Annotated in this window: 15 protein-coding genes; 10 read left to right on the top strand and 5 right to left on the bottom strand. The window is 41.0% G+C overall.

Annotation, left to right across the window (positions count from 1 at the left end; genetic code table 11):
• Positions 1-230 precede the first annotated feature (230 nt).
• The 8 genes from ACYVIL_RS13975 to ACYVIL_RS14010 all read left to right on the top strand — a co-directional run bounded on the left by ACYVIL_RS13975 (position 231) and on the right by ACYVIL_RS14010 (position 7,964).
• Positions 231-1,370 (top strand): ROK family transcriptional regulator, encoded by a 1,140-nt coding sequence (locus tag ACYVIL_RS13975; protein WP_303473838.1) that lies wholly within the window; start codon positions 231-233, stop codon positions 1,368-1,370.
• Between the two features lie 155 nt (positions 1,371-1,525).
• Positions 1,526-1,972 carry a hypothetical protein gene (locus ACYVIL_RS13980; protein WP_460312903.1) on the top strand — a complete coding sequence of 149 codons (447 nt, stop codon included), beginning with the start codon at positions 1,526-1,528 and terminating at the stop codon, positions 1,970-1,972.
• A gap of 162 nt (positions 1,973-2,134) precedes the next feature.
• Complete coding sequence (locus ACYVIL_RS13985; RefSeq protein ID WP_303473836.1) at positions 2,135-2,449, top strand: helix-turn-helix transcriptional regulator; 315 nt, start codon at positions 2,135-2,137, stop codon at positions 2,447-2,449.
• Positions 2,443-3,762 (top strand): type II toxin-antitoxin system HipA family toxin, encoded by a 1,320-nt coding sequence (locus tag ACYVIL_RS13990; protein WP_460312905.1) that lies wholly within the window; start codon positions 2,443-2,445, stop codon positions 3,760-3,762. The genes ACYVIL_RS13985 and ACYVIL_RS13990 overlap by 7 nt, the downstream gene beginning before the upstream one ends.
• A gap of 61 nt (positions 3,763-3,823) precedes the next feature.
• Complete coding sequence (locus ACYVIL_RS13995) at positions 3,824-5,488, top strand: FMN-binding glutamate synthase family protein (RefSeq protein WP_460312907.1); 1,665 nt, start codon at positions 3,824-3,826, stop codon at positions 5,486-5,488.
• Between the two features lie 17 nt (positions 5,489-5,505).
• Positions 5,506-6,393, top strand: coding sequence for an NAD(P)-dependent oxidoreductase (locus tag ACYVIL_RS14000; protein WP_460312909.1), 888 nt, complete (start codon positions 5,506-5,508; stop codon positions 6,391-6,393).
• A gap of 304 nt (positions 6,394-6,697) precedes the next feature.
• The gene (locus tag ACYVIL_RS14005; protein ID WP_460312911.1) at positions 6,698-7,378 is read left to right on the top strand and encodes a DUF4097 family beta strand repeat-containing protein; all 681 of its coding nucleotides are present in this window, start codon (positions 6,698-6,700) and stop codon (positions 7,376-7,378) included.
• Between the two features lie 202 nt (positions 7,379-7,580).
• On the top strand, positions 7,581-7,964 hold the full coding sequence (locus ACYVIL_RS14010; protein WP_303473829.1) for an MAPEG family protein: 384 nt from the start codon (positions 7,581-7,583) through the stop codon (positions 7,962-7,964).
• Between the two features lie 70 nt (positions 7,965-8,034).
• On the opposite strand, the gene rluB is transcribed toward ACYVIL_RS14010, so the two are convergent.
• From rluB to ACYVIL_RS14035, 5 genes are read right to left on the bottom strand one after another with little or no spacing between them, the layout of a single operon-like run.
• Complete coding sequence (gene rluB / locus ACYVIL_RS14015) at positions 8,035-8,892, bottom strand: 23S rRNA pseudouridine(2605) synthase RluB (RefSeq protein ID WP_460312914.1); 858 nt, start codon at positions 8,890-8,892, stop codon at positions 8,035-8,037.
• The gene (gene scpB, locus ACYVIL_RS14020) at positions 8,892-9,560 is read right to left on the bottom strand and encodes an SMC-Scp complex subunit ScpB (protein ID WP_460312916.1); all 669 of its coding nucleotides are present in this window, start codon (positions 9,558-9,560) and stop codon (positions 8,892-8,894) included. Before scpB ends, rluB begins: the two co-directional genes overlap by 1 nt.
• Positions 9,548-10,387 carry a segregation and condensation protein A gene (locus ACYVIL_RS14025; protein WP_460312918.1) on the bottom strand — a complete coding sequence of 280 codons (840 nt, stop codon included), beginning with the start codon at positions 10,385-10,387 and terminating at the stop codon, positions 9,548-9,550. The genes scpB and ACYVIL_RS14025 overlap by 13 nt, the downstream gene beginning before the upstream one ends.
• Before the next feature lie 13 nt (positions 10,388-10,400).
• Positions 10,401-11,021 carry an L-threonylcarbamoyladenylate synthase gene (locus ACYVIL_RS14030; protein ID WP_303473825.1) on the bottom strand — a complete coding sequence of 207 codons (621 nt, stop codon included), beginning with the start codon at positions 11,019-11,021 and terminating at the stop codon, positions 10,401-10,403.
• 22 nt (positions 11,022-11,043) lie between these two features.
• On the bottom strand, positions 11,044-11,892 hold the full coding sequence (locus ACYVIL_RS14035) for a PHP domain-containing protein (RefSeq protein ID WP_303473824.1): 849 nt from the start codon (positions 11,890-11,892) through the stop codon (positions 11,044-11,046).
• A 401-nt stretch (positions 11,893-12,293) separates the two neighbouring features.
• On the opposite strand from ACYVIL_RS14035, the gene ACYVIL_RS14040 reads away from it, so the two are divergent.
• Positions 12,294-13,892, top strand: a complete 1,599-nt coding sequence (locus ACYVIL_RS14040; RefSeq protein ID WP_460312921.1) for an anthranilate synthase component 1 — start codon at positions 12,294-12,296, stop codon at positions 13,890-13,892.
• Positions 13,889-14,491 carry an aminodeoxychorismate/anthranilate synthase component II gene (locus ACYVIL_RS14045; protein WP_460312923.1) on the top strand — a complete coding sequence of 201 codons (603 nt, stop codon included), beginning with the start codon at positions 13,889-13,891 and terminating at the stop codon, positions 14,489-14,491. The genes ACYVIL_RS14040 and ACYVIL_RS14045 overlap by 4 nt, the downstream gene beginning before the upstream one ends.
• Positions 14,492-14,493 lie beyond the last annotated feature (2 nt).

The raw sequence follows: 14,493 nt of genomic DNA on the forward strand, positions 1-14,493 counted from the left end.
CCACTGCAATATTTAATATTTCATTAATAAACTGAAAAATAAAATTAAATAGATAAATATCATGTGGTTACATAAAAACACTTGATATATAACAGTTGGTCGAACCTGTATATTCTGCAGACTTAAATATCAATATGGTAATTAAGTTTCCATATTGGTATTCTACTTTGATGGACGTATTTGATGATCACCATTGAAATCTGTCATTTACATCCCACAAGGAGATATAAGTGCACACGCAACAAACAGTCAGCTCTATTTCGTCAATTGAAAAACAGCTAAATAGTAGTCACAAGAAAGTAATAGAGAATATTCGAAGAAATGGGAAAGCCACAAGGGCGGAAATTGCTAAATCAACGGGTTTATCAAATCAAACTTTAACTCGTTTGACTAAACATCTCATATCTTTAGGGATAGTCGCTGAGCATTCTAAGATAGCCGGTCAACGAGGCCAACCTGCCACCTACTTAACCTTACAACCTGGGGTGTTCGCAAGTGTCGGTGTCATATTTGAACACGATAGGGTCGTTGTTTTATTAGATGATCTTGACCGCACGAATATTGTTAGGTTTTGTCAAGATGGTACGTTTTTATCGGCTGAATTAGCAATTAAAGCGGCGATAGCCATGCTTGATAAATTGTTTGCGGAACTGGCTTCAGGCATTAATGTATTGGGAATTGGTATTTCTATTTCTGGCTTTTTTACCAATGTAGAAGGATGCATTTGTTCCCAGCAAGATCCTCAAGGCTGGTCGGTGGTGAATTTCCAAGAAACCTTTGCTAAAAAATACGGCCATCAATGTTTTGTTGAAAATGACGGTAACGCAGCTTCCATTGGTTTTTCTCTCACCCAGAAAGGCGCAAAATTACAAAGCTTCTATTTAATGTTATTTACCCTAGATGTAGGGGGAGGATTTGTTTTTGATGGTGAAGTTGTTGATGGCGCTTATGGAAATGCTGGGGAAATTTCCGCATTGTTTAGCAGTGATAAATCCCTTTTGAGGCCCACCTTAGGCTCACTTTATAAACATTTAACTGCTGTGTGGGGTGAAGAAGCCACTCCTGAAAAAATACAGTCTGCCATAGACCGCCAAGACACGAATATTATGTCTTGGGTGACAGCCTGTGTGGAAGCAATGAAGTTTCCATTAAAAGCGATTCAAAGTTTACTCGATCCCGAAGCCATCGTATTTACTGGTCGACTGCCAATTGAACTGCAGAAGCTTCTATCGCAAAAAGTAGTAGTAACAGGGCCATCTTTTGGAGATGTATACGCGCCTACCCCTAAGATTCACTTAGCCGATGGTAACGATATTCTTGAAAAAGGGGTAACGGCCATACCTGCCTTTTACTTTTTCAAACGGGGTTAATGGATAATTAAAAGTTGTTTAAGTAAAAAATCAACTTGTTTACGTTAGCCTATTATTTTAACCTTCAGGTTAATTATTTTGTCAATAACGCTTCATCCAGCATAGTTTTGAAAGGATGATGTGCTAAGTAAACTTGAAAGAGTAACTGAGGTCTAATGAAATTATGGGAACATGGTGATTACGTTGTAGGTAATTTCCGACAGGTTTTACTATTTAGTGGTCGAGGGCCTTGGAATGACGAAGCCCTTGAGAAAGGCATTCAAACCACCAGTTCGAGTATAGAATTTATTGACAGTACTCGCCCTTGGGGACAGTTAAGTTGCCTGTATGGTGAGAGTTTATTCCCTCCTTCAGCCTATGAGATTTTTTTAGAGCAAACAAAATTTCGTAAAAAATATGGCATAACGTCCATTGCAGTAGTGATCCTTAATTCAGATGTAAGTAATACAATTAAGCAGCAACTCTCGTCAGGTTATAGGGCCATGGATGTTAATTACGCTTTCTTTGATTCTATTGATGAAGCTGTTGAGTGGTTAGAGTCCCAAGGCATTGATTTAGATCCCGTTGAAATCAAGAGTTTTTTTGAAAATAGCATCTTGTAACCCATACTACATTAAAGTCCCAATAAAAGACCATTAAATACAAAAATCATCATAATGTAACCAAAATGGAACATTAAAACTTTTCTTGATAAAGTAACTATTTAGGGACATTATATGGGAAACCCCTGGTTAACGTCCCATTAGGATGACTTTAAAATTATTATGTTAGTCAAAGAAATTATCACTAATCTAGGCGACCGCCTCAAACAAGCGCGATTAAATGCAGATTTAACGCAACAAGATATTGCAGATAAAACAGGCCTCTCAAGAAAAGTTATTATGCGTGCAGAAAAAGGCCAGGCTCAATTAGAGACTGTGGTCGCAATTTTAGTTGCATTAGGCTTAACTAAACAGCTAGATCTATTTATTCCTATTCCAACAGAATCACCTATTCAATTAGCCAAACGGCAGGGCCAAAAAAGACAACGGGCATCAGGCAATAATCCAGCTACGAAAAAAGGTGATGCAGCATGGTAAATGAAGTCGTTATCGTAAATTATCAGGATCAACAAGTTGGCGCAGTAAGTTATGATCTTGATAAGCAATTAGGTGCATTTGAGTATTCAACTGAATTTATTAAACGCGGGATACAGTTGTCCCCGATTAAGATGCCATTATCGAAACAAATATATACTTTTCCAGAAACTGATTTTAATGCATTTAAAGGTTTACCTGGTTTAGTTGCAGACTCATTGCCTGATGACTTTGGTAACGCTGTGATGAATGCCTGGGTTGCTTCACAGGGAAAATCACCCAGTGATATCACCCCTCTTCAACGATTAAAATACACCGGAACTCGTGGCATGGGCGCGTTAACCTTTGCCCCCGCGACTCGTCACAAAAACCTCAACTCATCCCAACAACTAGAGGTTGAAAACCTGGTAGAAATAGCACAAGACATTGTGAATCAACGCTCTGAATTTAATGTGTCTTTGCATAAACAGGGTCACGAAGACAAAGAAGCCATGATGGCGCTAATGTCTGTGGGTATGAGTGCTGGTGGCGCAAGGCCTAAAGCGGTTCTGGCGTTTAATTCAGACTTTACCCAAGTACGTTCAGGACAAACTAATGCCCCTGAAGGCTTTAAGCATTATTTAATGAAATTTGATGGTGTTAGTGAGCATAACAAGAGCCAGGAAACATTTGGTGATCCCATGGGATATGGCGCAATGGAATATGTATACTATCTAATGGCAACCGCTTGCCAAATTGATATGATGCCATGTTTATTGCTAAACGAAGGGAAACGGCGACACTTTATCACCCAAAGATTTGATCGAATTGGAAATGATAAAATACACGTACAAACTCTCAATGGGCTCGCCCATGTTAGCTTTAAACAGGTAGGTATTTATTCTTATGCTGAACTATTTGATGTAGCTCGCCGTATGCGTTTATCAGCCAAAGAAGCGGAACAAATATTTAGAAGAATGGTATTTAATGTTGTCGCTAGAAATCATGATGATCATGCTAAAAATATTTCGTTTATGTTTAACCAGGAACAGCAATGGTGTTTAGCCCCAGCCTACGATTTGGCCTACAGCTATAAACTAGGCAGCAGATGGGTAAATAGTCATTGGATGTCAATAAATGGTAAGCGTGATAACTTTGATAGAGAGGATTTCTATACCTTCACTCAGCTCAGTCCAATTTTTAATAAACGAAAAATTGATCGGATTATAGATGAGGTTGTAGAACAGGTGTCACGTTGGCACGATTTGGCCAACGAACATCAAGTGCCCAAAACACTCATACGGGAAGTGCAATCTAATCTAAGGTTATCGTTATAAAATAAATCACGAAGTAATCAAGTCATCTAGACTGTAGATTTGTGACCAAATGGGGAAAGTTATGCGACTCGCATTTTATGTTTTTTGTTTTTTAAGCTGGGGGTTATTAATCTTAGCCTCGAATTTATGGTCCATCTCTTTGTGGGGCTTGATAATTCTTATCCCTCTTACCATTGTCGGTTTCTACGATATTTTCCAGCGTAAACATGCACTGCTACGAAATTTTCCAGTAGTAGGTCATGGCAGATGGCTAATGGAAGATATTCGACCTTTTTTACGTCAATATTTTTTTGAATCAGAAACCGATGGTGTACCCGTTAACCGAATGTTTCGTTCCGTCATTTACCAGCGTGCAAAAGGACAGTTAGATTCCCTGCCCTACGGAACCAAATTGCATACACAAAATGTAGGTTACGAATGGATCAGTCATTCAGTGAGCGCTATACATTATGATGAAACACAGGAAGAACCCAGAGTTAAGGTAGGTGGACCGGATTGTAAACAGCCTTATGAAGCCAGTGTTTTTAATATCTCCGCCATGAGTTTTGGGGCATTAAGTGCCAATGCTATTCGTGCCTTAAATAAAGGGGCTAAACTGGGTAATTTTTATCACAATACCGGAGAAGGCAGCGTGAGCCCTTACCACCTCGAAAATGGCGGCGATCTTGTATGGCAAATTGGTACAGGCTATTTTGGATGCCGTGACAATAAGGGGAAGTTTGCGCCAGAGGCTTTTCAACGAGTAGCTCAGCAACAGTCAATTAAAATGATTGAAATTAAGCTATCTCAAGGTGCTAAACCGGGTCATGGCGGTATTCTTCCTGCGGACAAAAACACCCCTGAAATAGCTCGAATAAGGTTAGTCGAACCTGGTACACGAGTTGACTCACCTCCAGGGCATAGTGCGTTTTCCTCCCCCCTTGAAATGATGGACTTTATTCAACAGTTACGAGATTTATCCGGCGGAAAACCCATTGGATTTAAGCTCTGTATTGGTCAAAAAAGTGAATTTGTGGCCATGTGTAAAGCCATGCTTCAAAGCGGCATCAAACCGGATTTCATTACCGTCGATGGAGGGGAAGGCGGAACAGGTGCTGCGCCACTGGAATACTCTAACTCAGTGGGCATGCCATTGCGGGAAGCGCTGGTGTATGTTTGCGATATTCTACAAGGATTTGATCTTAAAAAAGATATCAAAGTTATAGCCAGTGGTAAGGCGTTTACCGGATTTCACGTGGTACGAAATATCGCCGTAGGGGCAGATATATGTAATAGCGCTCGTGGCATGATGATGGCGTTAGGCTGTGTGCAGAGTTTAGTTTGCAACACAAATCATTGTCCCACTGGCATTGCGACCCAGAATAAACATCTAGCTAAGGGGATCGTAGTTGAAGATAAAGCACAACGAGTCGCTCGCTATCACCAGGAAACGGTTCACGCCACCTTAGACATCGTCTCTTCTGCAGGATTATCTGACTATCGTTCCATCAATAGAGGACACATCTATCGACGCATAAGCCAAACAGAAATTAAGCGCTACGATGAGATATATCCCAGCCTTGTGAAAGGCTGTCTATTAACCGATGATTATCCTGAACAATTTGAAAAAGAAATGCAGGAGTCTTCAGTGGAATGTTTCATGCCTAAATCATATGTTTTAGAATCCAGTCGCGGCCTGAAAACAAAAAAGGCTGAGGAAACACTGATCAGCTCCAAACAAGCTTAATATTACAAGGAATTCCAATGTCAAACCAAGAACACTCTCTTAATATCGCTTTTATTGGCTTAGGTGTCATGGGGTTTCCTATGGCAGGATTTTTGGCTAATGCTGGTCACAAAGTGACTGTATACAATCGCACTGAAAGCAAGTCAGATCTATGGTTAGCAGAGTATAAAGGTGACAAAGCGTTAACCCCTGAAGATGCGGCAAAAGGCAAAGATGTGGTGTTTGCTTGTGTTGGTAACGACAACGACTTGCGCGAAGTGACCATAGGTGGTGAAGGCGCATTTAAATCGATGAAGACGGGCAGTATTTTTGTTGATCATACAACTACTTCTGCTGCTGTTGCTCAGGAATTGTCGGAAATAGCCAAGTCAAAGAATATCGGTTATGCCGATGCGCCAGTCTCTGGTGGTCAAGCCGGTGCCCAAAGTGGCTCCCTCACGGTAATGGTAGGTGCTGATCCCGATACGTATCAAAAAATTGAAACGCTAATTCGATGTTACGCAAAAATGCAAAAGCGTTTAGGTCCAGTGGGCAGTGGGCAAATGGCTAAAATGGTCAATCAGATCTGCATCGCTGGCGTGGTACAAGGCCTATCTGAAGCTTTACACTTTGCTAAACAAAATGGTTTAGATGCTGAAGCAGTAGTCGAAGTCATTTCCAAAGGTGCGGCTCAATCGTGGCAGATGGACAATCGTGCAAGTACAATGTTAGACAACCAATTTGATTTTGGCTTTGCTGTAGATTGGATGCGTAAAGATCTGGGTATTGTGTTAGATCAAGCAAGGGTATCAAACGCACATTTACCACTCACAGCCTTAGTCGATCAGTTTTATAGCCAGGTTCAAGCCAATGGTGGAGGAAGATTTGACACGTCCAGTTTGATCACTTTATTAGAGAAAAAGTGACCTAACAGTATGCAAAATCAATGAAAACTCGCCAAGGATATGGCTCTATCATCCAACCTTCAGACGCCTGATGTTGGATGTTGGAGCTTGCATAGATTAGTGCTGTCAACTCCGTTGTTAAAATCACTAAGCTATATAGCTAATTGACCAATTGATTGTTATTTTGCCAACAAAAATAGATCACACCACTTGATAAATTTAAAAACTCTTTAAAAATCAAAACACTAAAATCTTGGCCTGAGTTCTGCAACTTCTGTCAAAAATATTACTCAAACTAGCAAAATTACTCTTACTTAGGAATATTATGTTTATCGCGAATTCATTCAAAGTACTCTCACAAGGCATAATCGTCAGCTCTACTGTCTTGTTTTTGTCAGGTTGTATTATTCATGTTGGGGGAGGAAGTAACGATACCTCACATGGCAATAGTGTAAGCAGCGTATATGGAGATTTGGAAGTTTCTCAAGGTAAACATGTATCTAATGTTAGCTCCGTAAACGGCAGCATTCAATTACATGATGACGTCACAGCTCGTAGCGTCGACACCGTCAATGGCAGTATCAAAATGGGCGCATATGTATCTGTTCAAAACGCAAATACAGTAAATGGCGACATTGAAGCTGAACAGCATTTTAGCAGCGCCAGTTTTGTCAAGGCTGTAAACGGTAATATCAGCTTGCAAACCTCTTCAAAGGTCGCAGAAGATGTTGAAACCATGAATGGCGATATCACCCTAAATGGTGTTCTAGTGGAAGGCTCATTGCGCACTCACACTGGAAATATGCTACTTACCAATAATACCCAAGTGCTTGGAGACATTATTTTCCACAAGAGTAACAACAGCAAGCATTCGGTGCCGACTTTAAGTATAAAACAAGGTGCAACCGTAACCGGCCAAATCATTCTGTATCGTGAAGTTGAGCTCAATATTGATGATGCGCAATTGCTCAATAAAATTGAATTTCAATTCGACAACGACAAGTAAATCACCCTTTTTATCGTACCCAATGTCATTCCCGACTCTTCGGCCGCTCTCAATGTTTAAGGAAGCGGCCATTTTTTTACATCGTCTTTTAATCCTAAAAAACGACGTATAAACAGGGCAAATTGAATATCCGTTTGTTTATTCAAAGGTGAAAATGTTAATCTGAAATTACACTCAGAATTTTTAGCGAGTCGAGTACTCTATGAACACCATAATCATCTGTTTAATTATTGCCACTGTTATGCCCATTCTATTTAAAGCCCCCCTAGCCTATGCTCAAAATAAGATGGGCGGATATGACAATCGAACCCCAAGAGACCAACAAAGCAAACTCACCGGTTTTGGCGCACGAGCTCGCGCAGTCCATGAAAATAGCTTTGAAGCACTAATAATGTTTATCCCCGGCGCATTAACAGCGTTGATCACAAGAAATGTAGGTGATATTGCACAGTATTTAGCGATTGGATTTGTTATCTCGCGGCTTATCTATGCCCTTTGTTATTGGTTAGATATACACATATTGAGAAGTTTGGTGTGGTCAGTGGGCTTAGGATGTTCCATTGGATTATTGATTGTTTCTTTGTAAGTGGTTCAAAGCCATAAAAAAGCACCTTAGAATCAAGTCATAAGGTGCTTTCTTGGTAATTTTTGAATGCTTACTTTCTTCTTTTTAAGTTTTTATTCAATTTGTGTTTTTTGACTGAACGTCGCATACGACTAATACGCACGTGGTCGAGCTTATTACGCTTTTCATTGATCAAACTTTCGGTTTCATTAGGAAGCTGCACGGATTGGCGTAACGGATTCACGTCTTCTAAAGTCAATTCTATCCAGCCCCCCTGTGGTAAGCGTTTTTGTAACTCTAAACCGCCATAGCTTACTCTAATTAAGCGACTGACTTGCATACCCTGGGATTCCCACAAACGTCTTACTTCGCGATTGCGTCCTTCAGACAATGTGACGCTATACCAAGAATTCAGACTTTCATCGTCACCGGGGCGTCTTCGAATAGTTGTGAATTTAGCGACACCATCCTCTAGTTCTACCCCTTTTTTAAGCTGCGATATGACTTTTTCATCCACTTCCCCAAACACTCTTACGGCATATTCTCGTTCAATTTCGTGCTTAGGGTGCATTAATCGATTAGCCAACTCACCATCATTGGTAAATAATAATAAACCACTGGTGTTAATATCTAAACGCCCTACCGCAATCCAGCGGCCATTGGTTATTTTCGGCAAGCGGTCAAATACCGTAGCCCGTCCTTCGGGATCTTTACGGCTACACAACTCACCTTCTGGTTTATTGTACATTAGCACACGGCAAACCGGCTTTTCTTGCGCCAAGGTTAGTAACTGGCCATCTACTCTAATTTGATCGGTAATTTCAACACGATCTCCTAAAGTAGCGACATTACCGTTTACCGAAATTCGTCCCTGCTCTATCCATTTTTCCATCTCACGACGGGAGCCTTGACCAGCGTTTGCTAGTACTTTTTGCAGTTTTTCACTCATTAATGTAATTGCTCTTTATTGGGTCCTAGTTCAGCCAAATCTGACGCTGAATCTTGAGACACTGTATCTGATTCTATTTGTTCAGCCACGGTTTTTAGTCGCTGTTCATCTTGTTGTTGCTGCTCCAATTCTGGAAGCACTTCAATGGTTTGCATGGGAGGTAGATCCGCTAAACTCTTTACGCCAAAATAGTCTAAAAACCCTTTTGTCGTCGCATAGAGCGACGGTCGGCCTGGTACTTCTTTGTGGCCAACCACCTTGATCCATTCCCGTTCCGTTAAGGTTTTAATAATATGACTACTTACTGAAACCCCGCGTACATCTTCTATTTCCCCTCGCGTTATAGGCTGTCGATAAGCAATTAAAGACAATGTCTCTAAAAGGGCGCGAGAATATCGAGGGGCTTGTTCTTGCCATAATTTACTTAGCCAAGGGCTTAAGCTATCTACAGATTGAAAACGAAAACCAGAGGAGACTTCAATCAGTTGTATACCCCGTGGCGCATAATCCAAAGTGAGTTCGGCTAATGCCGCATCGAGTTTTTTATTCGACACTTTCAATCCGTCCAAGACTGTAGATTGCAATTTTTCTTTGCTCAATGGCTGATCAGCAACAAAAATTGCAGCTTCAACAATTTGTTTCAATTGTTCATGGGTTAGCCTTGCCATGCATCCTCTACTGCTTCACGTAACTTTAGATGTATTTGACTAAAAGGTTGTGCTTGTACCAACTCAACTAAACTCTCTTTTACCAATTCTAATATTGCTAAGAAAGTCACCACCACGCCCGCTTTTCCCTCGGAGACTAAAAATAAAGTTTCAAAGCCAAGATAATTATGATTATTCAACAATTCTAAAATCCTGCTCATACGTTCTCGAGTCGACAACACTTCTCGTTCAATTTGATGATGTTCAAAGGCCTTGGCTTTTTTCATCACCGATTGAAATGCCAGCACCAAATCTTGAAGGCTGACTTCCGGCTGTATTTTTATGGGTGCAACTTGCTCGTTTGGCTCGGCACTAGCGGTAAATACATCTCTTTCCATTCGCGGCAAAGCGTCCATTTCTTGTGCCGCAATTTTGATTGCCTCATATTCCTGTAAACGTCGTATCAATTCCGCTCTTGGATCATCTTCGTCTTCATCAACATCTGCCCGTTTAGGGAGTAATAGTCGTGATTTCACTTCGGCTAAAATAGCAGCCATCAATAAATATTCAGCGGCAAGCTCCAGTTTTATTTCTTTCATTACCTCAACATACTCCATGTACTGCTGAGTAATTTGTAATACAGGTAAATTAACGATATCGAATTTCTGTTTGCGTATTAAATATAAAAGTAAATCAAGTGGCCCTTCAAATGCTTCTAAAATAACTTCCAATGCATCCGGTGGAATATACAAATCTTCCGGTTTATCAATCATTACCTCGCCATTGACAAAAGCCAGTGGCAACGGCTGTTGAATAGGCGGCTTATTCGGTGCTGACTCTTGGGTCATAGGTTATTTCAACTCAACCAAAAACACTAGTATCGCCGCTGCCCTCACGGATTATCTCAATCCCGCCTTCAGACATATCGATGACACTTGTGGGTTGCTCCCCTAAGTATCCACCGTTAATAATCAATTCAACCTGGCGTTCTAATTTGTCCCTAATATCTTCGGGATCAAATTCAGCTTGGGTTTCACCTGGTAAAATTAATGTGGTCGACATTAAGGGTTCGTTTAATTCTTCCAATAATTGTAAGGCGATAATGTTATCAGGCACTCGGATCCCAATGGTTTTTCGTTTGGGATTCTGCAACCGTTTTGGTACTTCTTTTGTGGCCTTAAGGATAAAGGTGTATGGTCCGGGCGTATTATTTTTAATTAGTCGAAAGGCGGTATTGTCAACCCGTGCATAATTTGACAACTCTGACATATCACGACACATAAGTGTGAAATTATGCTGCTTGCCAATTTGTCGTATTCGACAAATTTGTTCAAGTGCCGCCTTGTCTTCCATTTGGCATCCTATGGCATAACCAGAATCAGTGGGATAAACAATCACACCACCACTTCGAATAATTTCACAGGCTTGGCGCAATAGCCGTTGCTGAGGATTATCTGGATGAACATAAAAATACTGACTCATAAGTTTTCGCTAATTCCCTAATCTATTGTTGCATTGTCAAGTTTTTCCAGTCATGCCAAACCGGTGTTAAGCGCTCTGATATGGCTAAACTCTTACCTAACTCTGTCCAACGACTTGGATAATGAAAATCCGAGCCGGTTGACGCCAACAGTTGATGTTCGATGGCTAATTCCACTAACAGTTCTCGTTTAGTGGCTGCCAAATGCATATGATTGGCTTCAATACCATCACCCCCCCCTTGACTAAATTCTGCAACTAACCGACGCAGCCATTTTGCTGTCATATCATAATGTCCAGGATGGGCTAAAATCGCTTGTCCACCTGCTTCCTGGATCCAGCTCACTGCCTCAGGGATACTTATCCATTCAGGTTTAACGTGGGCTTTTTTGCCTTTGCCTAGATATTTTTTAAAGGCATCATCAAGGCTATTGACGGCATTAAGTTTAACCAGTGCTTGTGCAAAGTGCGCACGAGTAATTTGTCCTATTCCTGCGAGACGTTTTGCAACCTCGTATACGCCAGGTACACCGGCTTTTTCTAATTTATGGGCGATTTTTTGTCCTCGCAACTCTCTACTTTGACTTTGACTATCTAGTCGCGATAAAAAAACAGGGTCGCTATCATCCACGTTCAAACCAACAATATGAATATCAAACCCATGCCAACTGGTTGACAATTCAACACCAGCAATCACGGTTAATTTTCGTTTACATTGTTGCTGATGATTTCTTAGTTCTTGAATTCCTTCAACGGTATCGTGATCCGTTAATGCCAGCACATCCACTTGCATATTGTGAGCGCGATCTAGCAACTCCTGGGGAGTCAGTCGACCATCTGAATAACTACTGTGGCAATGCAAATCTATTTTCATGACTTCTATCTTATAACGCTTTAATTGGGCAATTTTAAACTTTTTATCGTCTGATGTATTGACACAACGAGCGAATTGTTTTCTTCTATAAGGGTACTGGCGCTATTATATGTTAAACGTCAGAAAATATTCAGGTTAAATGCCTTGGGAGTTGAATAAATCCCCTAAAAAGTCGAATCATAGCCTCAATTTGGGCAAAATTACGATATACAGAGTGAAATAAAACAAATGACACACACAACTTTTTCCACAAATAGCAAAATCTGGTGGTGGCACATCCCTAACTAGCGGGCTGTGAGTGTTTGTGTGAGCAAATAATTATTAAGAGGCCCGTTTATCGGGCCTTTTTCGTATCTGCCCGCAAACGCGTTAAAATTAAAATCAAACTTGAGAAGTGAAACATGAGTTTAACTCAACTAAGTGAAAAACCCGGAATTGCCGAAACCATTGTTAAACATGGACCTTACGTAGCTGATCCACTCAGTGCCTATCAGCAGTTATGTCACAATAAAACAAATACGTTATTACTTGAGTCGGCAGAAATCGACAGCAAAGATAACTTAAAGAGTTTAATCTTATTAGACGCTGCATTAAAATTAACCTGTCATGGTCACTCCGTTTTTATCCAAGGGCTAAACGACAATGGAATATCTGTATTGCCGTTGTTTGAAGAACATATTGCCGATGGTGTAACCGCCACAGCAGACCCTAAAAATAACGCCCTCACCCTGACCTTTTCCCTACCTGATGCAAACCTTGATGAAGACGCACGATTAAAGGCACCGGCGGTGTTTGATGCCCTACGTTTGATTATCAAAAATATTCAATGCTTGCGCCAACATCCGCAAAATTTATTCCTAGGCGGCGCATTCGCTTACGATTTACTGGCCAGCTTCGAAACCTTGCCGGATGTACCAGAAAGCGAAAATACTTGTCCTGATTTTGTGTTCTATTTAGCCCAATCATTACTGGTAATAGACCACCAACTACAAACCACAGAAATTATCAGCACCGTCTTTAGTGGTCAACATGTAAGCAATAGCTACTTTGCCGTCAGTCAACAATTAGAAGAAACCATTAGTCAGTTAAACCAACTCGAAACCAAGTCAGTTCAAGCCGCACCAGAGCCCACTGCAATGAAGTTGGAAGTTGATAAATCCGATGAAGAATACAAGCAGGACGTGTTAAACCTTAAAGAACATATTCTGGCCGGAGATATTTTCCAAGTTGTTCCTTCTCGTACCTTCAAATTACCTTGCACCGCACCTTATGCAGCCTATGCAAATTTAAAGAAACAAAATCCAAGCCCTTATATGTTTTTCCTGCAAGATGATGATTTTTGTATGTTTGGAGCCTCGCCTGAGTCAGCTTTAAAATACGATAAACAGTCCAATCAAATTGAAATTTATCCCATAGCCGGTACACGTCCTAGAGGAAAACATACAGACGGCAGTATCAATGTGGACTTGGATAGCCGCATTGAACTTAACCTTCGCGAAGATCAAAAAGAAAAAGCAGAACATTTGATGCTAGTGGATTTAGCACGAAATGACGTGGCTAAAGTGTCTCAACCTGGTACTCGCTTCGTAAAAGACTTGCTTAAAGTTGATCGATATTCCCATGTAATGCATTTGGTCAGCCGAGTTGTCGGCCAATTAAGAGGTGACTTAGATGCCTTACACGCTTATGCAGCTTGTATGAACATGGGCACCTTAGTGGGTGCGCCTAAAGTCAGTGCCGCATCGCTAATACGAGAAGTAGAGAAAAAGCGTCGAGGTAGTTATGGTGGCGCCGTAGGGTATATAAACGGTTATGGCGACATGGATACCTGCATTGTTATTCGTTCTGCATTTGTCAAAAACGATATTGCCTATATTCAAGCTGGCGCTGGCGTGGTTTACGATTCTGATCCCCAATCTGAAGCAGATGAAACTCGCGGAAAAGCACAAGCGGTGATCACCGCGATTATCAGTTCCCACACCAAGGAGAACAATTTATGAGTCGTCCAGTTAGTGTTTTCCTACTAGATAACTATGATTCCTTTACCTACAACCTCGTAGATGAACTTCGCACTATGGGAATGAATTTGATCATTTATCGAAATTCGGTTTCGGCCCAATTGATCTATGCTCAGATGCAACAAAAAGCACAAGATTCAGAAGTGTTACTCTTGTTATCACCTGGACCAGGTGAACCGTCACAAGCGGGCTGTTTGCTTGACCTGATTGGGTTAATCAAAGGGCAATTCCCAGTCTTGGGAATTTGTTTAGGACATCAAGCCATTGTCAAATCTTACGGTGGACAGGTCGTAAGAGCAGAACAAGTTATGCATGGCAAAGCGTCTTATATTCAACATGACAATAGTGCTCTTTTCGCTGGTTTATCAAACCCACTGCCGGTGGCGCGCTATCATTCGCTAGTTGTGAGTGACATTCCCACTGAATTAAAAGTGATTGCCAACTTTGAAGGTATTCCCATGTGTGTGTATCATCCTGCCGATAGAATGTTGGGCTTCCAATTTCACCCTGAATCCATTTTGACATCCCATGGCAGTCAACTTCTTGAACAAAGTATTCGTTATTTAACGCAAAAGGCATAAAC

The organism is Aliiglaciecola aliphaticivorans (assembly GCF_054782055.1).